The sequence below is a fragment of the Persicimonas caeni genome (assembly GCF_006517175.1).
Taxonomy (GTDB): Bacteria; Myxococcota_A; Bradymonadia; order Bradymonadales; family Bradymonadaceae; genus Persicimonas; species Persicimonas caeni.
The window spans coordinates 3,007,078-3,025,228 of record NZ_CP041186.1 but is presented as its reverse complement, the minus strand read 5'-3'; the positions used below and the strand labels follow the sequence as shown (position 1 = coordinate 3,025,228).

The window sequence follows — 18,151 nt, the reverse complement described above, 5'->3', positions numbered from 1 at the left end:
CCCTAAGTAACCCTAAGTCACCCTAAGTCACCCCAAGTAACCCTAAGTAACCTTTAGTAACCCCAAGGAGTAACCATGACAGCAGGCGTCGAAGACGCAGTCCCGCCCCCCGCGGTGGGACCCCAGCGCGACTACTCGCGTCTTCGCCTCTTCGGCAGGCGATGGCTCATCCCGAGCCTCGTCGCCATCATCGGCCTGGGCGCAGCGATCGTGGGCTGGCAGTGGCTCAGCTACCGCGACGAGCAGATGGTGCGCACCGAGTTTCGCAGCGACGCCGCCCAGCAGGCCCAGGTCGTCCAGTTCGAGCTCAACGAGCAACTCGGCGTGCTGCGCGGGCTCAGCGCGCTGTACACGGCCATCGAGAACGTCGGCCCGCTCGACTTCGAGGAGTTCACCACCCCGTTTTTGGTCGAGCGCCGAAGCGTGCAGGGCTTGTTCTGGATCCCGCGGGTGCCCGGCGAGCAACGCGTGGCGCACGAGCGCGCCGGCCAAGCCGCCGTGCATCCCGACTACGGGTTGCGCGTGTTCGACAAACAGGGCGCGCCTCAGGCTGCTCCCGAGCAGCAAAATTACTTTCCGATCCTGTTCGCCCAGATGCGCAACCAGCCCCCCGAGTCGGTGCTGGGCCTGGACGTGAGCTCGCTTCCGGTGGTGCGCCGTGCGATGCGGCGCGCGCGCGACGGGGGCACGCCCATCATCTCGGCGCCCTTGGAGCTGCCGAGCTTGCCCCAAGAGCACACCTTCGTGGCCGGGATCTACCCGGTGTATGTGGCCCACAGCTCGGTGCAGACGGTGCCCTACCGGCGCCAGAACCTGCAGGGCTTCGTCGGGGTGGTCTACAACCTCGACGAGATCGTCGAGGGGGCGCTACGCGACCTGCCTCCGGCGGCCATCGACCTGCGCCTGCTCGACCCGACCGGCCGCCAGCGCTTCGAGACGCTGTACAGCTATTCGTGGGCCATCGACGCCGCGGGCGACGAGCGCGACAGCGTCTTGCTGTCGGATTTGCCCGGTTGGCTGAACTACCGCGAGCGCATCGAGGTGCCCGGCCAGCGCTGGCTGCTCGACCTGCGCCCGACGCCCGCCTATATCGAAAGCCAGCGCACCCTGGCGCCGGCCCTGGCGCTGGGCGGCGGGATCTTGGGCACCGGGCTTCTGTTTGCGCTGGTGGCCGTCGCGGTCAACCGCGCCGAGCGCATCCAGCAGGAGGTCGACAAGGCGACCAACCAACTCCAGGAGGCCCACCGCGCCCTGGGCGAGCGCACGGACGCGTTGGCCCACTCCGAGAAGTTCTTGGACGATATCATCGAGAACATCCCGCTGATGATCTACGTCAAGAGCGCCGATGACCTCACCTACGAGCGTGTCAACCGCGCCGGCGAAGAGATCATGGGCATGTCTCGCCATCGGATCGTCGGGCGCACCGACGCCGACCTCTTCCCTGCCGAGCAGGCCGAATTCTGCCGCGAGAAAGACCTGCAGGCGCTCCAGGAAGGGCGCCTGATCGACATCTCCGAGGAGAAAGTCTTCGCCCACAACGGCGAAGAGCGCGTGCTGCACACCAAAAAGATGCCCATCTTCGACGCCGACGGCGAGCCGGCGTACGTGATGGGGATCTCCGAGGATATCACCGCCCGCAGGACGCGTGAGGAGGAGCTCAAGGGCTCGCTGTTCGAGCTCGCCCAATCCAAAGAGCAGCTTCGCCGCGCCAAGGAGCGCGCCGAGGAGGCCAATCAGGCCAAGAGCGAGTTTTTGGCGAATATGAGCCACGATATTCGCACGCCCATGAACGGCATCGTCGGGTTCACCGAGCTGTTGTTGAACACGGGCCTCGACCCGCTGCAGCACGAGTACGTCTCGCTGATCGACCAGTCGGCCAATTCGCTGCTCAGGCTGCTCAACGACATCCTCGACCTGTCCAAGATGGAGGCCGGTGAGCTGACCCTGGAGCGGGCGCGCTTCCAGCTATGCGACCTCTTGGCCGAGGTACTGCAGACCCAGGCAGTGCGCGCCCACGAAAAGGGCGTCGAGCTGGGCTATCGCGTCCCGGTCGATCTTCCGTCGAGCTACCTTATCGGCGACCGCCTGCGGCTTCGCCAGATCATCGACAACCTGGTCGGCAACGCCATCAAATTCACCCCTGCCGGCGAGGTGCGCGTGGAGGCAGAGGTCGAGTGGCGCGCCGACGACGAGATCTGCCTGCACTTCGAGGTTCAGGACACCGGCGTGGGGATCTCGGACGACGAGCAGGACAAGATCTTCGAGGCGTTTCGCCAGGGCTCGGCCATCAGCGACGCCAAGCGCGGCACCGGCCTGGGGCTGACGATTGCGTCTCGGCTGGTGCACGCCATGGACGGAAAGATCTGGGTCGACAGCGAACTCGGCCAGGGGAGCACCTTTCACTTTACCGCGCGCTTCGGCATCGAGGAGCTGCCCGCCGACCAGAAGATTCCCACCCAGGAGGTCACCGGTCGGCGCGCGTTGGTCGTCGACGACACCCGGCTCAATCGGCGCATGCTGCGCGAGTTGCTCGAGCACTGGGGGATGGACGTCACGCTGGCCCCGGGCGGCCCGCAGGGCCTGGCGATGCTTCGCGAGGAGTCCGACGAGCCCTTCGACGTCATCCTGCTCGACCAGGTCATGCCCCACATGACCGGCAAGGAGTTTGCGAGCGCGCTCAAAAAGAGCGACGAATACCGCGACGTGCCCATCGTGTTGATGTCGTCGGCCGGCCTCGTGCCCCTCGACCCGGTGCAATACGACGACTTGGGCGTGGTGCGCAGCCTGACCAAGCCGGTCAAGCAGCGCGAGCTGTGGAAGGCGGTGTGCGACGCACTCGACAAGAGCGATCGGGCCCGACGCGAGCGCACGCGCCGCCCGCACGAATATGCCGCCGCCGAGCGTCCCTTGCGGGTGCTCGTCGCCGAGGACGACCGCGTCAACCAGCGCCTCATCGAGCGGGTGCTCGAGCGGCAGGGCCACCAGATCGAGATCGCCGACAACGGCAAGGCCGCCCTGCAGGCCTTCGAGCCGGGCGCCTACGACGTCATCTTGATGGACGTGCGCATGCCCGAGATGGATGGCTTCGAGACCACCCGCGAGATCCGCCGCCGCGAGGAGGGCTCGGATACGCGCGTGCCCATCATCGCCATGACCGCGCACGCCATGAAGGGCGACCGCGAGCGGTGCCTGGCCGCGGGCATGGACGACTACGTGGCCAAGCCGGTCAAAGCCGAGACGGTCTACGAGGTGCTCGAGCGGGTGGCCGACGGGCGGCTTGTGTCCGAATCACAACGCGACGAATCAGAACCCGACGAATCGCAACCCGAAGATACTCACACCGAGGAGAGCTCATGAGCACGTCGATCAGACCCCCCGAGGGCGAAAAAGTCGTCGACTGGGACGAGGCGCTCGACCGCGTGGCCGGCAGCGAGGAGACGCTCGACGAACTCGTCGAGATCTTCTTGGAGCAGTGGCCCCAGATGATGGACGAGATCGAGCAGGGCGTCGCCCGCGCCGACTTCACGCTGCTGCGCCGCGCCGCGCACACCCTGAAGGGCTCGGCGGCGATCTTTGGCGCCCGGCGGGTCAGCCACGTGGCCAGCTCGCTGTCGCAGATGGGCAAGAACGAAACCCTCGACGGCTCGGACATCGCCCTGCGCGAGCTGCAAGACGAGATGGACAAGCTGGTGCCGGAGTTGGAGCGACGGCTGTGAGGGGCGCGTGGCGCCCACGCTGTCAGCGATGCCGTGTATGTCGGTGCAAAGGGTGACTGGCGCCGTCGGCGATGCCGTGCATGTCGGTGCAAAGGGTGACTGGTGCCGTCAGGCTGCGCGCGAGGTGGCTGCAAAGGGGCGCCGCGGCCGTGGGCGGCGCGTGCATGCGAGGGGCGGCGGGACGGAAGGTGTCAGTGGGGCGGTGCATGCGCCTAGGCGAGTGACCGACGGCGTCGGTGGGGCGGTGTATGCGCCTCGGCGGGGGGCTGACGGTGCGGTTGAGGGTTTGCAGCCACATGCACGGGCAGACTGACGGGGTCGGGCACCGCCTGCATCGAAGTGCGGCGGCGCCCGACGGGCGGGGCGGGCTCAGGCGGGCGTGGGTTCTTCGGGACTCGGCGCGGGGGCGGGCTCGTCGGCGTCGGAGCTCGTGCGGTAGATGTCGCGCAGCGGCGGGATGATGTCGCCGAGTCGGTCTTCTCGGCCCAGCAGGCGCAGACAGCCGCGAATCCAGTCGCGCCCGGCGGAGTACTCGGTGCGCGCGCGCTCCTCGAGGGCGTCGAGGTGAACGTCGGCGTCGCGGGCCTCCTGGGTCTCCTTGGCCCACTGGGTCTGGGCGCCGCGCAGGCGCTCGAGGGCCTGCTCGGCGGCGGCGATGCGCCCCGCGTCGATGGTGCCGTCGAGGAATTGGTCGCGGAACTGGAAGGCCCGCTCGAGGTAGCCGACCTTGGCCGACGCGGTGGTGCGCTCGAAGTCGCTGGTGTTGTTGCCCTCCAAAAACCGGTCCAAGTGGTCGACGTGGTCCGCGGCGGTCGACTCGCCGCTGACCTGAGCCTGCAGGTGGGCGATGCGCAGGCCCTTGTAGATGGTGTCGTAGGCGTCGACCGCGTCGCCTTCGGCGGCGTCGAGCGCGTCACCGGCTTGCTTCGCCTCGACACTCTCCTGCCTCACCGACTTGATCTGGGTGTCGATCTGCTGGCTCACCCCTTTATAGCGCGCCACGGTCAGGTCGCGCACCGGCGCGACGTCGTCGTCGACCTCGAGGGTTTCGATGAGCGGGATGGACAGATCGATGAACTCTTTGAGCTTTCGCAAAGACTTACGGATAACCACGGTGCCTCCTCGTGTGCTGTTGTTCTTCCCCCCGGAGATCGAGCAGCGGTGATCTCCGGCATACCATGTGGTGCGTAGGGGTCGACTCTAGCAGCGGGTGGGGGGCGGTGTCGAGGGGGGGAGGCGCTAGTGCATCGGCACGGCCAGGCGTACCGGGGCGTCGGCGACCTTCCATTCGACGCGACGCTCGTAGCCCACGCCGTCGCCGGCGACCTGGTAGGGCACCGCGCGGTCGTGGACCTCGACGTCGACGCGCTTGATCAGGAAGTCGTCGATGTCTTCGGGGCGAAACTCGCCTTTCCAGTACTTGTGCAGGTGGCTCAAGATCCAGGGCACGGTGCCGTCGAAGCAGCGCAGGTGGGCGAAGCCGGGGCGGGTGGCGGCCTGCGGGAACATGCGGATCTTGAAGCCCCAGTAGGGGATGGTCGCCGGGGCGCAGGTGCTCACCGGCCCCTCGAAGATCACCTCGCCGGGCTCGTAGGTGCGGATGACGTTGCCGCTCTGGTCGATGCGTAGGGCTTCGTCGGCGGTGTTGGTGATCGTGATGGTGACCGGCTTTTGGCGGAGCGCCTTGGGGATGGTACGCGAGATGAGCGACATCCAGTAGCCGCCAAAGCCGGTGGCGTAGTTCTCCACCGCCGTGTCGCGCACCGCGTCTTTGAGCCACTCGTAGTCGTTCAGGACCTCGGCGTCCCAGCCGATGCCGGCAAAGGGGAACAGGCCCTCGGCGCCCTCGAGCATGTCGACCTCGTGGACGACCAGGGGGGCGCCGGCGCGCAGCGCGCGCAGGTCTTCGGTCACCGGCCCGGCGCCCACGAACGTGGCGATGGCGTTGCCGGTGCCCATGCGCAACACGCCCACCGGCGGGGCGTCGTCGCGGCTGACCTTGCCGGCGCGGATGCGCTCTTCGATCGCCGACATCAGGTAGCAGATGGTGCCGTCGCCGCCGCCGGTGAAGATGGCGTCGTAGTCGGCGGCGATGAGCTTGTCGACGGTGCGCTCGGCTTGGCGGAAATCGTCGGTCAGGTACAGGTCTTGCGACGAGACGAAGCGCTGGATGTCGTGGTGCAGCTTACCCGTCCAACCTTTGGCGCGGGCGTTGAGGAGTACGGCGTAGCGCCCGGGCGTGCGGACCACGCGGACGCGGCTGGATGTGACTGAAGACATCGATCACCCGTGCTGCAAGTTCACAGCGCGTCCACGCCGCGACGACTCGTGGTAGGCCCGGGTGAGCATCAACAGCTGCTGGGCCTCTTCGCCGCCCAAGAGCGGGTCGTCCTCGCCCACGCAGGCGGCGATGAAGTTGCGGGTCGCGCGCACGAAGCTGTCCTCGAAGGCCGTCGACTTCTGGCCGTAGAACACCTTGCGGCTGTCGCGGCGCAATTCGACGGGCGACTCGAGCTGGGTCGGGTCGGAGCTGCGGATGATGTGGATGTCGCCGCGGGTGCCGCCCACCGTGATGTTGAGCTCGAGCGGGTGGTAGTCGGTGCGAAGCTTGCGCTCGGGGGCGTAGTTCAGGTGCAGCGTGCCGTAGCACTCCTGCTGGAAGTGCTTCCACATCGCCACCGTCGGCGCGTCGAGCTTGAGGTTGTCGCCCACCTCGGTCTCGCCTCGCCACACGTCGACCTTGTCGACCGTGCCGATGAGGAAGAGCGAGATGCAGAAGGTCTGGTAGCCCACGTCGAACAGCATCGGCGAGCCGCCCGACAATTGCGGGTCGAAGCGCCACATGTGCTCGCCGCCGTTGGCGAAGTCCCAGATGCCGCTGGTCGCCCGGCCGATGTTGGCGGACACGCGGATATTGGTGGGGCGTCCGATTTCACCGGCGTCGATGAGGTTACGCGCGTCCAGAAGCGGCTTGTAGAACAAGCACGGCTCGTAGACCTGCAGCACGCGGCCCGACTCGCGCGCGGCCTTGACGACCTGGGTGGCCTCCTCGTGGGTCAGCGCGATCGGACGCTCGACACACACGTGTTTGCCGGCGTGCAGCGCGTCGATGGCCTGCGAGGCGTGCAGATGATGCGGCGTCAGGATCTCGACGGCGTCGATCTCCGGATTCTGCAGCATTTCTGCGTAGTCGGTGTAATAAGCTTTGGCGCCCCAGGCGAGAGACTTGCTGATCGCGCGGTCTTCGTCTCGGTCACACACGGCGAAAATTTCGGCGCGCGGATCCTTCTCGTAACCCTTTGCGTGCAGTTCTGCGATGCTTCCTGCACCCACGATGCCGACTTTCAACTGTGCCATGCACTGCTCCAAGAGCGGGATGGGATTAACCTTACCATCTTATAACTTTGGGCGTCGCGGATTGTCAAAGATCGGGTGGGGCGAGGTGGGCGCGCCGGGAAATTTCTCGTGGACGCTCCACTTTGGTGCTATTTTGCCCGCGCAGTAGTATTTGCAGTAAGCACGTGCAGCAGGGAGGGGCGGCAGGCAACTCCTGTGCGCTCGACAGCAGTATGACCAATCTGATTCATCGGTTCATCCCCGAACACTTCTTCGCCAAAGAAAATCGACTCGCGCTGCGACGCGCCGAAATCGCGCTCAAGACCGTCTTTACGATGGTCCTGTGGGGGCCGATCGTGTCGGGCTTCTACTATTGGGGCGGCTTTACCACCGGGGCCGTCGCGGTGCTGTCGTGCTGTATGGTCACGCTTCTGGCGCCGCTGGTGCTGCGGTACACGGGCAAGATGTCCCTGGCCGCCCATTTCGTGCTCGGCCCCCTGTTCGTGTTGCTGGTGTGGCTGGCCTATCTGCTCGGCGGGATCAACAGCCCCGTGCTCAGTTGGCTGATCTTCGTGCCGCTATTCGCCGCGTTGTTTCGCGACACGTCGACCGCGGTGCGCTGGATGGTCGTGGTGCTGGTGTCCTGGGGCGTCTACATCGGCGTGGACATGGCAGGCTACGAGCTCGAGCCAGTGCTCGGGCCGAGCATCATGGCGATCCTGGAGCTCATCGAGTTGGTGGGCCTGGGCGTGTCGGTGTTTGTGATCTTCCTGCTCAAAGATCACCTGCAGGAGTGGTTGATCCACAAGATGCGCGAGCGCCAGGAAGAGCTGCAGCAGGCGCGTGACAAGGCCGTCGAGGCCAGCCGCGCCAAGAGCGCGTTTCTGGCGAACATGAGCCACGAGCTGCGCACACCGCTCAACGCGGTCATCGGCTACTCGGAGATGATCAAAGAAGAGATCGAGTTCATGGAGGAGGACGAGGTCGAGGGCGTCGAGCAGGTCACCGGGTTCGTCCCCGACCTGGAGCGCATCCGCACCGCCGGCAAGCACCTGCTGGCGCTGATCAACGATATCCTCGACCTGTCGAAGATCGAGGCGGGCAAGATGACCACCCACGTCGAGTTGTTCGACGTGGCCGAGTTGCTCGACGATATCGGCGGCACCATTCGCCCGCTGGCCAACAAGAACGACAACACGCTGACCATCGAGGTCGCCGACGAGCTGCGCTACATGCGCTCGGACACCACGAAGGTGCGCCAGATCTTGTTCAACTTGCTGAGCAACGCCTGCAAGTTCACCACCGGCGGCTCGGTGGTGCTGCGCGCGGCCAGGGGCGCCGATGGCACCCAGGTCGAGTTCACCGTCGAGGATACCGGCGTGGGCATGAGCCCCGAGCAGCTCGACAAGGTCTTCGAGGCGTTCACGCAGGCCGACTCGTCGACCACCCGCGAGTTCGGCGGCACCGGGTTGGGCCTGACGATCACGAGCCACTTCTGCTCGTTGCTCGGCGGCTCGATCGCCGTCGAGTCGACCCCGGGCGAGGGGAGCACGTTTACGGTGAAGCTCTCCGCCGACCTCGACGGCCAAGCCGACGGGGACGCCGAGGCGTCCACCGGGGGCGACGCGCGCTCGCAGCCGCGTCTGTCGGGCGGCGACGGCGAGGTCGTACTGGTCATCGACGACGACCCGACCATGCGCGACCTGCTGCAGCGCGTGCTCGAGCGCGAGGGCTTTCAGGTGGCCACCGCCGCCAACGGCTCCGAGGGCCTGCTGCTCGCCGAGCAGCTCGCGCCCGACGTCATCACGCTGGACGTGATGATGCCGTCGATGGACGGCTGGACCCTGCTGGCCAAGCTCAAGGAGCACCCCGAGCTTTCGGCCACGCCTGTGGTGATGATCACGATGGTTTCGGAGAGCAAGCGCGGCTACGCGCTGGGCGCCGACCATTTTCTGGTCAAGCCGGTCGACCGCGAGCAGTTGCTCGATGTGTTGCAGCCGTACCGAAGCGCCGACTCTGCTGCCGCAGAGGCTGGAGAGGCCGGCGAGGTGCTCCTGGTCGAAGACGACGAGCCGACCCGCTCGTTGATCGGCCGGGTGCTCGCCAAAGAGGGCTGGCAGATCGTGGAGGCCGAAAACGGTCAGGTCGGCCTCGAGAAGCTCGCCGAGAGCGACCCCGACCTGGTGCTCCTCGATCTGATGATGCCCAAGATGGATGGCTTCGAATTCCTGCGCCACTTCCGCGAAGATGACGCCTACGCGGACGTGCCGGTGGTGGTGGTCACCGCCAAGGAGCTCACCGCCGAGGACGAGGAGCGTCTGCGCACGGGAGTCTCCGAGATCTTGGCCAAGGGGGGGCGCGACCAGGATGCGCTGCTCGACGAGGTGCGCCAGCAGGTCAGAAAGGTCGCCGCCGGCCGCACGCGCAAGGCGCGCAAGCCGGCGACGGTATAAGTTACGGTATCGGGCGGGGGCGCGTGCTGCGGTTTAGGCGGGCGCGCCGACCTCGTTGGTGGCGCTTGTGGCCGCGCACTCTGTGCAGAAGAGCTGGCCGGTGCGCTTGTGCATGCGCGCGGTGTCACCCTCGTTGATCTCGCCCATGCAGCCGTCGCAGATCGTGGCGATGAGGATCTCCTCGACGCTGAAGCCCTCCTTTTTGTGCTCCACACCGTTCATGATCAGGCCGCGCTGGGTCGACTTGACGATCTCGCGGCGGAACAACTCCTGGAAGGCCATCCACCGGCGCACCAGGTGCTCGGGCAGCCCGTGCTTGCGCACGCTCGCCTCGAAGAGCTCCTCGCGGTAGTCGAACAGCTCGTCGCTGATGATCATCCAGTGGTGGGCGTTGAACGGGTTGAGCCCGAAGTAGTTGTCCTCGCCCGAGAAGACCTCGGCCAAAAAGGCGTACTGCTTCGAGATCGCCCGCTGCATGGTCACGTTGTGAAAGAAGGGGCTCAGCCGCGGGTCCTCGTAGGTGGCCTCGTAGAAGTCCTGCAGGATGGCGCGCAGCTTGGGCCCTTTGTCGAGGGCCTCCCACAGCTCGGGATCGGGGGCGATCGCCTCGAGCTTGGCGTCATCGTCGGGCATATACGGGTAGGCCGATTCGAACGGGTCGGCGAGCACGTCGGCGCGGGCGACGCCGGCGCCGATGGCGTAGTAGCGCGCGTCGTAGACCATGTCGGGGTTGCCGCACAGGTAGAGCACGTGGCCGGCGGCGTCGGGGTGGTCTTCTTTGAAGACGCGGTCGGTGACCCGGCCGGCGAAGATCCCCTCGGGGACGTCGTCGCCCGACAAGCAGGGCACGTAATGCAGGTTGTCGTGCTCGTCGGCCAGCTCGCCGAGCTCGGCGTGCAGGTACAGGTCGTCCATCGTGCGGCCGCCGTGGTAGACCCAGATTTCGCCCTCGTGGTCGTGGCGAAGCGCGTCGCGGGTGATTCCGTATAGCGGGGCGATGCCGGTGCCCGTGCCGACCAAGATCAGCGGGCGCCCGTCGAACTCCTCGCGGTAGGTGCACGCGCCCAGCGGGCCCTGCACCTCGAAGAAGTCGCCGACGGCGAGCTCGTCGTGAATCCAGCGGCTCATCTGGCCGTCGTCGACCCGGCGCACGTGCACCTCCAAGAAGTAGTCGACCTCGGCGATGCTCGCGATGGAGTAGCTTCGCATCAGCCCGTCGTCACGACGCAGGTTGATATATTGGCCGGGCGTCCAGTTCAGGTCGCGCGCCGGCTCGATGCGCAGGCGGGTGACGCTGGGAGAGAGTTGCGTTCGCTCGGAGAGCATCGCCGGCATGAACATCTGCGACAGGTCGGGCTGGGCGATGACCATGTCTTCGTCAGGATGGCACACACAGGGCATGAAGTGCGCCGAGTCGACGAGTTCTTGGCGAAGCCCCTTCTGGGCGTCGGGCCCCGGCTCGCCTTCGACCGCGCGTAGCAGGCACGTCTGACACGACCCCTTGCGACACGAAAAGCTGACGTCTGCGCCGCCGCGCAAGAGCGCGTCGAGCACCGACTCGTGGTTTTGAACTGAGTAGATTGCGCCATCATACTGCACTGACTTCATGGCTCCTCACAGGTTCCCAAGTTGTAGTCCGAAAAACGGGTGCATTTTGTATATAGTGCGCATAGTGTTACTCACAAGCGAAACATTTGCGTTTTTGGCCTCACCGACGAACCATCGCAGGGTGGGCTCCCGTCTTTGTGCAGTGCCTCCATCCTTGTCCCGGAGGCCCCACGTCAGGTATTCCTAGACCACCATGTCCACGAGCCTTTGCCCAAATTGCGAGAAGTCAAATCCAGCCGACGAGGTCGTCTGCCAGCACTGCGGGTTGACGCTGCCGGCGTTGCAGGAGCAAGACGCCGACACCACGCGCCCCGAGGCGCGGCGAAGCGAGCTGGCCTCGACCCAGATGCGCCGGGCAATCACCGCTCAAATGCTGGGGCAGCGAGGGTCGGAGCCGCGGGGGTTGGGACAGGAGCCGAGCGACGCGGCCATCGACGTCGACACGGCGGCCGCCACCCAGCCGACGGCAGTCGCCGAGCGTCAGCGCGGCAAGACGTTGGCGATGCCCAAGGCCGACGTCACCGGCGAGACGAAGCTCGCCGGCAAGTTCCCGCTGCCCACGCCCGACGAAGCGCCCTCGATTCCCGACGGGGCCACGATTTTGCGCATCGGCTATGCCGACGACAACGACCTGGTCATCCCCCGGCCGCAGGTCTCCGGGCACCACGCGCGCATCGGGCTGTATGACAATCGCTACTTTCTCGAAGATCTGAACTCGACGAACGGCACCAGCGTCAACGGCCATCAGGTCGACCGCGCGCGCATCCGACCGGGCGACCGCATCGGGCTGGGCAGCTACCAGTTCGTCTTCGACGCCAAGCTCGCCCAGCGCCTGCAGCCCGCCGAAGACGACTTGCAGAAGACGCAAGCGCTTCAGGCGGTGCCTTCGGCGGCGGTGCAGAGGCAAAAGGCGATCGTCATCGGCCGCGAGGCCGACGCCGACATCGTGCTCGACGCCCCGCAGATTTCGAGGCACCACTGCAAGCTGACGCCCGTGCAGAGCGGCTGGCGAGTCGAAGACCTCGGCGCGGCCAACGGCACCTTCGTCAACGACCGGTTCAACCGTGTGGACGAGGCGTTCGTCACCGATAACGACGTGCTTTTTTTGGGGAGCTACCGCTTTCCGGTCAGTCGCGTGCGCGAGTTTATCGACAGCGACCGCGAGTCGACCCACGCCGGCCAGGTGGGGCTGCCGCTCGACCAGCGGGTCGTCACTATCGGCCGCGGCCCCGAGAACGACGTCGTCCTCGACGCCCCCCAGGTCTCGCGGCACCACGCGCGCATCGTGCGTACCGACGAGGCCGTCTTCCTCGAAGATCTGGGAAGCGCCAACGGCACCTTCGTCGACGGCAAGCGCATCGAGCGCGTCGAGATCGAGCCGGGCCAGACGATCAGTTTCGGCTCGTACGCCATTCGCCTCGACCTCGCCCGCGGCACCATCCAGAAGAGCTACCGCGGCGATATCCTGCTGCAGGCCGAGAATATTCGCGTCGAGGTCGGCGAGGGCGAGCAGAAAAAGCGCATCTTGGACGGGGTGTCGTTTACGGTCTATCCGACCGAGTTCGTCGGCCTGTTGGGGCCGTCGGGCGCCGGTAAGACGACACTTTTGATGGCGCTGATCGGCTACCTGCGCCCCAACTATGGGCGCACGCTGGTCAACGGCGACGACCTGGGCACCCACTACGACCGCTACCGCGGCGCGATCGGCTATGTGCCTCAAGAAGACATCATTCACAGCGAGCTGACCGTCTTCGAGGCGCTCTACTACACCGCCAAGCTCAGGCTGCCGCCCGACACCACCGACGAGGAGATCAACGGGCGCATCGACAAGATCTTGGCCGACCTCGAAATCGAGGACACCCGCCACGTGCTCATCGGCTCTCCGGAGCGAAAGGGGATTTCGGGCGGGCAGCGAAAGCGGGTCAACCTGGCGCTCGAGCTTCTGACCGAGCCGAGCTTGCTGTGCTTGGACGAGCCCACCAGCGGCCTGGCGAGTGAGGACGCCTCCAACGTCATGAAGCTTCTGCGCAAGCTCGCCGACGGCGGACGCACGATCTTGCTGACCATCCACCAGCCGTCCCAGCAGGTCTATCGCATGATGGACAACACGCTGTATTTGGCCGACGGCGAGCAGGTCTACTACGGGCCGGCGTATCCGGACTCGATGTTTTATTTCAACTCGGAGGTCAAGCCGAACACCCCCGAGGCCGAAGAGATCTTGGCCGACCCGGGCTCGTGCATGCGCCCGCTGATGCAGGCCAAGCGCGCCGGTGAGCCGATGGAGACCTTCGCGGCGCGCTACCGACAGAGCCGCTATCACGAGGAGTTTGTCAGCGAGCGCCGCAAGAACCGCAAAGGGGTCAACCTGACCGGCTCGAGCGAGCGCAAGCCGCCGCGGTTCAGCATTCGTCAGTGGCTGACGCTGTCGAGGCGTTACCTGACCATCAAGCTCAAGGACCACGTCGGCACGGCCATCTTGCTGGTGCAGGCGCCCATCGTGGCGATCTTGCTCGACCTGGTCTTTATCAGCGAGACGGGCGGAGTGATGAGCCGGCTGCAGTTCATGCCGTTCGCGCTCTTTTTGCTGGTCGTCGCCGCAGTGTGGTTCGGCTGCTCGAACGCCGCGCGCGAGATCGTCAGCGAGCAGGCGATCTACCGGCGCGAGCGCATGGTCAACCTGTCGATTCTGGCCTACGCGGGCAGCAAATTCGCCGTGCTCGGCTTCTTGTGCTTTTTGCAGTGCCTGATGCTGCTCTTGATCACCTACTTCGTGCTCGACTTCTGGGGCAATCCGTTCGTCCACCTGGGCGTCTTGTGGCTCTGCTCGCTGGCGGGCCTGGGCATGGGTCTGATGCTCTCGGCGCTGGTGCGCACCACCGAGGCGGCGATCGCGCTCGTGCCGATCTTGCTCATCCCGCAGGTCATCTTGGGCGGGGCGATCATGCCGATCGACAAGATGAACGCGCCCACGCAGGCCGCCAGCCACACGACGGTGACCCGCTGGGGCTTCGAGGCGATGCTGCACACCGAGCACCAGTCCGACGCCTACGAGATCTCGGCCGACGAACTCCCCAAGCCGCCCATGCCGGGCGTGCCCGCGCCGCCGCCGCCGCCCAACCCGCTGGATCGCTTCATCGGCGAGCGCGAGATGACGCTCGGCGTCGATCTAGGGGTGCTCGGTGGGTTTACGGTGGTGTTGTTCGGCGGGGTGTGTGGCTTCTTGCGGGTGCGGGAGAAGTGGTGGGGGATGTAGTCAACGTCCCACGCGACCTTCACTGAACCGCCGATTTCCCACCTCCGGCGGCACCAAAGCTCCGATCGCGAAACCATCATCGGCCTCGCCGGCTGCCTTGCCCAGGCTGCGCTCGAGCAGTCGGACGCGACGCTCGATGGGGAGCAAGAGTGCGTAGTCGCGCAGCTCGGCGGCGCCCATGCGGGCTTCGGCGAGCAGGGCGAGCGCTTGGTCGGCCTCGCCGTGGGCGGCGTGGACGTCGGACTTGAAGTACTGGCACAAGACGCGGGCGCGGGTGTAGCCGCGCTCTTTGCTCTTGTCGATGAGCGAGGCGAAGGTCGCCCCGCGGGTGCGGAAGTCGTGCTCGAGCAGTTGCAGGTAGATGACGTGGGCGCGCACGCGCAGCTCGCCGCCGGCGTCGCCCAGCGACTCGGCCAACTGCATTGTCTGGCTGAGCTGCTCGTAGGCGTCGGCCGAGTCGCCCGAGTCGAACGACAGGTAGGCGCGACGGATCGACGCTTCGAGCCACAGCTCGGTGTGGCCGACGTTTTTGGCGGTCTCCTCGACCTTGAGGAAATGCTCCAGGGCCTTGCCGAAGCGGCCGGCCGCCAGGTCGACGTCGCCGATATGAAAGCGCACGCGCGCTTCCTGAAGGCGGTCGCTCGACACGGCGATCTCGTCGACGGCGCGGCGCAGATGCGCGGTCGCTTGCTCGGTGTCGCCCAGCGCCGAGAACGCGCGGCCCAGCCCCAGGTGCGGGGATTCGGGGAGCACGACGTGATTCGAGGCGGCTTCGGTCAGCGCCCGCTCGTGGTAGTCGCGCGAGGCGCTAAAGTCGGTGGCGGCGAACGCGGCCTGTCCCAGCTCGGCGAGCGTCTCGGCGACTTCTTTGCGCGAGTTGATCTGCTCGAAGGTGCCCAATGAGGTGCCCAGGTGGCGGACCGCGTCGTCGAAGCGTGCCTGGCGCATGAGCACCTGGCCCATGAAGCGTCCCAGGCGGGCGCCGAGCACGTTGTTTTGCAGCCTGGAGGCGCGCTCCAGGGCCACGCTCAAGATCTCCTCGGCCTCTTTGGGCTTTCCTTCCATCAACGCACAGTGGCCCATGGCGCCCATCGCGGCGACGAAGGCGCCGGGGTGGCCGGCCTCGCGGAAGCTGTCGCGGGCGTGCCGGTAGTGCGTCTTGCCGTTCTCGTAACGCTCCTGGGAGACGGCCAAATCGCCCAAGATCTTGTAGGCCCGCCCGCGCAATTCGGGCGTGGCGTCGGAGTCGGGCAGCAGCGCCTTGTTGATGGCGTCCTCGGCGGCGCCGTGCTCGCCCAGCGCGCCGTGAATCTCGCCGAGGCGCACCCAGACGCGCGCTTGCTCGAAGTCGTTGCCCGTCTCGGCGCCTCCACCGGCGTGGATGCGCCCGCTGTCGAGGTCGTCGATGAGCTGGCGAATCTGCAGGTAGTACTCGCGCGCCGAGTCGAGGTCGAAGGAGCGATACGCCTCTTCGCCGGCCTGCATCAACAGCTCCATGGCCTCGTAGGGCGCCTGGGCGCTGCGCAGATGGCGCACCACCGTGTTGAGCTGCTCGCGATCGAGCGAGTCGTAATGGTCGAGCAGAAGGGCGGCCAACTCCAGGTGTGTGGGCACCGGGTCGACCAGCTCGTCGAAGCTCTCGCGCATCTCCTCGGCGAAGCCGGGCTGGGCGAAGCAAATCGTCTCGCCGCGGCGCTGGATGATGCCGAAGCGCTCGGCCTGGTCGACGATGAAGTCGGCCAGCGCCATAAACATCGAGGGGAGCACGCGTGCGCGGGCGAGTTTCCAGAGGTCGTCGGGCACCTCGTCGCCCAGCTCGGCCAAAAACCCGAGCACCGTGTCGAAGGCGATATCGGTCTCGTCGCGCTCTTTGGGCGCCTGCTCTTTGTCGTCGTCGAGCTCGTCGAACAGCTCGATCGACTGCGGCTGGCTCTCCTCGTCGAGGCCATTGCCCTGCAGGGTCGGCAGCTCGTCGCCCATGAACGAGCCCGAGCCGGGTGTCTCGGTCGGGTAGTCGGTCGGCGGGCGGGGGGCGCCGGTGGCGTTGTCACCGGCCTTGCGCTCTCCGGGGGCCACCAGGGACAACTGGCGCGCCAGCGGCTTGGTCGCCTGCAGGAGCTCCTGGGTGTAGCGAAGCAGGCCGGGGCGGCGCATCAGGTCGTCGGGATACACGGTGGCGACGATGAGGATCGGCGCCGGGTTGCTCTTCAGATCCCGGAAAAAGTGGTCGAGGAACGCCAGGGTGAGCGTGTCGATCTTTTCGAGGTTTTCGACACCCCAGACGAGCACTCCGCGCTCCGACGCGTCGCGAAAGGGGCCGGTGATGCGCGACAAGAAGTTGTCGCGCTGGGCGCCCAGCGCGCTGATCGGCGCCGAATCGCTGTCGACCCGATCGCCGTCGGGCGAGCGGCCGCGCTCGTGATCGTAGTGCTGGTGGAGCATTCGCTTGAGCTCGGAGACGCCTCGTCCCTCGAGGGCATCATCGGTCACGCACGCCAGATCGGTCTCCAGCCCGGCGCTCTGGCTGTCGGACTCGCCCTGGTTCTGCTCGTTGTGGCTCTGGCGATGGACGATGACGCAGCCGTCGTCGCCGCGGTGGCGCTTCAAAAAGGCGCGCAGCAGGTTGCTTCGCCCGGTGCCCGGCGAGCCGCGCACGATCACAAGCCGCATCTCCTGGACCTGGCGCACCTCGGCGAGCGCCTCGTCGAGGACGTCGAGCTCCCAGCGATAGACCTCTTCGACCTCCTCGGTCGACTCTGGCGGCACGGTATAATGCGCTGAGGGCGGCCCGCCGTCGACGGTGTTCACCCGCGGCAAACTGCGGGTGCGGTTGGGCCGACTCTGCTCGTCCATGTAGGGGAGGAACGCGTCGTGCAGCAGGTGCTCGCGCAGCTTGGTGGCGTCTTCGATGCGCTCGTCGGGATCTTTGAGCGTGCACTTGGTGATCAGCGGGGAGAACGGCGTCTGCGACCAGGGATCTGGCAGCACCAGCGGCGGATCGTTGATCTGCTTGAGCATCACGTCCATCGCGTTGGTGCAATCCCCGTAGGCCGCCTTGCCCGTGATCATCTCGAAGGCGATGTGGCCCAGCGCGTAGACGTCGACCGCAGGGCTGATCGACTCGGCCATCGCCTGCTCGGGCGCCATATACAAGGGCGTGCCGAAGACGGTGCCTTCCTGAGTCAGCGGCGCCATGGTGCGCGGCCCGGCGTTGGCGAAGTTGTTGATCGCCTTGGAGACGCCAAAGTCGAGCACCTTGACCAGCTCGGGGCCGTCGCGCTCGACCAAGAAGATATTCTCGGGCTTCAAATCCCGGTGGACGAGCCCCAGGCGGTGCGCCTCGGCCAGGCTGTGGCAGCACTGCACCAAGATATTCCACACCCGCTCGAGCTTCATGGGCTTGCCGGTCTGGACCACCTCGGCCAGATCGGTGCCGTGCAGCAACTCCATGGCGATGTAGCACAGCCCGTCGTCGGTATGGCCGTAGTCGAACAGCGAGATGGTGTTCGGGTGCGACAGGTGGCTTGCAAAGAGCGCCTCGCGCCGAAACCGCTCGACGATTTTCTCGTCGCTCGAGGCCGCCGGCTTCAAGATCTTGAGCGCCACGAAGCGGTTCATCGCCTCCTGGTGGGCGCGGTAGACCACCGAGAAGCCGCCCGAGCCGATGCGCTCGACGATGCGAAAACGTCCGGCGACGACATCACCCGGCTTTAGCTGTGGTACTTGTTGCTTGGAGCTCATAGCCACACGGTGAGCGCAAACGCGAAAAGGGCGATTTCTAGAGT

General features: G+C 66.3%; 9 protein-coding genes. 4 read left to right on the top strand and 5 right to left on the bottom strand.

Going from position 1 to position 18,151, the window contains the following annotated elements; translation table 11 throughout:
• Window positions 1–75: 75 nt before the first annotated feature.
• The gene (locus tag FIV42_RS11115; RefSeq protein ID WP_141197755.1) at window positions 76–3,357 is read left to right on the top strand and encodes a response regulator; all 3,282 of its coding nucleotides are present in this window, start codon (window positions 76–78) and stop codon (window positions 3,355–3,357) included.
• Window positions 3,354–3,716, top strand: coding sequence for an Hpt domain-containing protein (locus FIV42_RS11110; protein ID WP_141197754.1), 363 nt, complete (start codon window positions 3,354–3,356; stop codon window positions 3,714–3,716). Before FIV42_RS11115 ends, FIV42_RS11110 begins: the two co-directional genes overlap by 4 nt.
• Window positions 3,717–4,085: 369 nt before the next feature.
• On the opposite strand, the gene FIV42_RS11105 is transcribed toward FIV42_RS11110, so the two are convergent.
• From FIV42_RS11105 to FIV42_RS11095, 3 genes are all read right to left on the bottom strand, one after another.
• Window positions 4,086–4,829 carry a hypothetical protein gene (locus FIV42_RS11105; protein WP_141197753.1) on the bottom strand — a complete coding sequence of 248 codons (744 nt, stop codon included), beginning with the start codon at window positions 4,827–4,829 and terminating at the stop codon, window positions 4,086–4,088.
• A gap of 126 nt (window positions 4,830–4,955) precedes the next feature.
• Window positions 4,956–5,996 carry a diacylglycerol/lipid kinase family protein gene (locus FIV42_RS11100; RefSeq protein ID WP_141197752.1) on the bottom strand — a complete coding sequence of 347 codons (1,041 nt, stop codon included), beginning with the start codon at window positions 5,994–5,996 and terminating at the stop codon, window positions 4,956–4,958.
• Between the two features lie 3 nt (window positions 5,997–5,999).
• Entirely contained in the window at window positions 6,000–7,073 is a 1,074-nt protein-coding gene (locus tag FIV42_RS11095; protein WP_141197751.1) for a Gfo/Idh/MocA family protein, read from the bottom strand.
• 212 nt (window positions 7,074–7,285) lie between these two features.
• Here FIV42_RS11095 and FIV42_RS11090 point away from each other — a divergent pair, with 212 nt between their 5' ends.
• Window positions 7,286–9,505, top strand: coding sequence for a response regulator (locus FIV42_RS11090; protein ID WP_141197750.1), 2,220 nt, complete (start codon window positions 7,286–7,288; stop codon window positions 9,503–9,505).
• A gap of 33 nt (window positions 9,506–9,538) precedes the next feature.
• On the opposite strand, the gene FIV42_RS11085 is transcribed toward FIV42_RS11090, so the two are convergent.
• The gene (locus FIV42_RS11085; protein ID WP_141197749.1) at window positions 9,539–11,113 is read right to left on the bottom strand and encodes an FAD-binding oxidoreductase; all 1,575 of its coding nucleotides are present in this window, start codon (window positions 11,111–11,113) and stop codon (window positions 9,539–9,541) included.
• 193 nt (window positions 11,114–11,306) lie between these two features.
• Between FIV42_RS11085 and FIV42_RS11080 the strand changes: the two genes are divergently transcribed.
• On the top strand, window positions 11,307–14,366 hold the full coding sequence (locus FIV42_RS11080; RefSeq protein WP_141197748.1) for an FHA domain-containing protein: 3,060 nt from the start codon (window positions 11,307–11,309) through the stop codon (window positions 14,364–14,366).
• Here FIV42_RS11080 and FIV42_RS11075 read toward each other — a convergent pair whose 3' ends face one another.
• Window positions 14,367–18,107 carry a serine/threonine-protein kinase gene (locus FIV42_RS11075; protein ID WP_141197747.1) on the bottom strand — a complete coding sequence of 1,247 codons (3,741 nt, stop codon included), beginning with the start codon at window positions 18,105–18,107 and terminating at the stop codon, window positions 14,367–14,369. It abuts the gene before it with no gap.
• Window positions 18,108–18,151: the final 44 nt, after the last annotated feature.

What these genes read in the sequence shown, in the direction of transcription:
- FIV42_RS11115 (WP_141197755.1), top strand. Translation starts at nt 76, where the DNA reads ATGACAGCAGGCGTCGAAGACGCAGTCCCGCCCCCCGCGGTGGGACCC.
- FIV42_RS11110 (WP_141197754.1), top strand. Translation starts at nt 3,354, where the DNA reads ATGAGCACGTCGATCAGACCCCCCGAGGGCGAAAAAGTCGTCGACTGG.
- FIV42_RS11100 (WP_141197752.1), bottom strand. Translation starts at nt 5,996, where the DNA reads ATGTCTTCAGTCACATCCAGCCGCGTCCGCGTGGTCCGCACGCCCGGG.
- FIV42_RS11095 (WP_141197751.1), bottom strand. Translation starts at nt 7,073, where the DNA reads ATGGCACAGTTGAAAGTCGGCATCGTGGGTGCAGGAAGCATCGCAGAA.
- FIV42_RS11090 (WP_141197750.1), top strand. Translation starts at nt 7,286, where the DNA reads ATGACCAATCTGATTCATCGGTTCATCCCCGAACACTTCTTCGCCAAA.
- FIV42_RS11085 (WP_141197749.1), bottom strand. Translation starts at nt 11,113, where the DNA reads ATGAAGTCAGTGCAGTATGATGGCGCAATCTACTCAGTTCAAAACCAC.
- FIV42_RS11080 (WP_141197748.1), top strand. Translation starts at nt 11,307, where the DNA reads ATGTCCACGAGCCTTTGCCCAAATTGCGAGAAGTCAAATCCAGCCGAC.
- FIV42_RS11075 (WP_141197747.1), bottom strand. Translation starts at nt 18,107, where the DNA reads ATGAGCTCCAAGCAACAAGTACCACAGCTAAAGCCGGGTGATGTCGTC.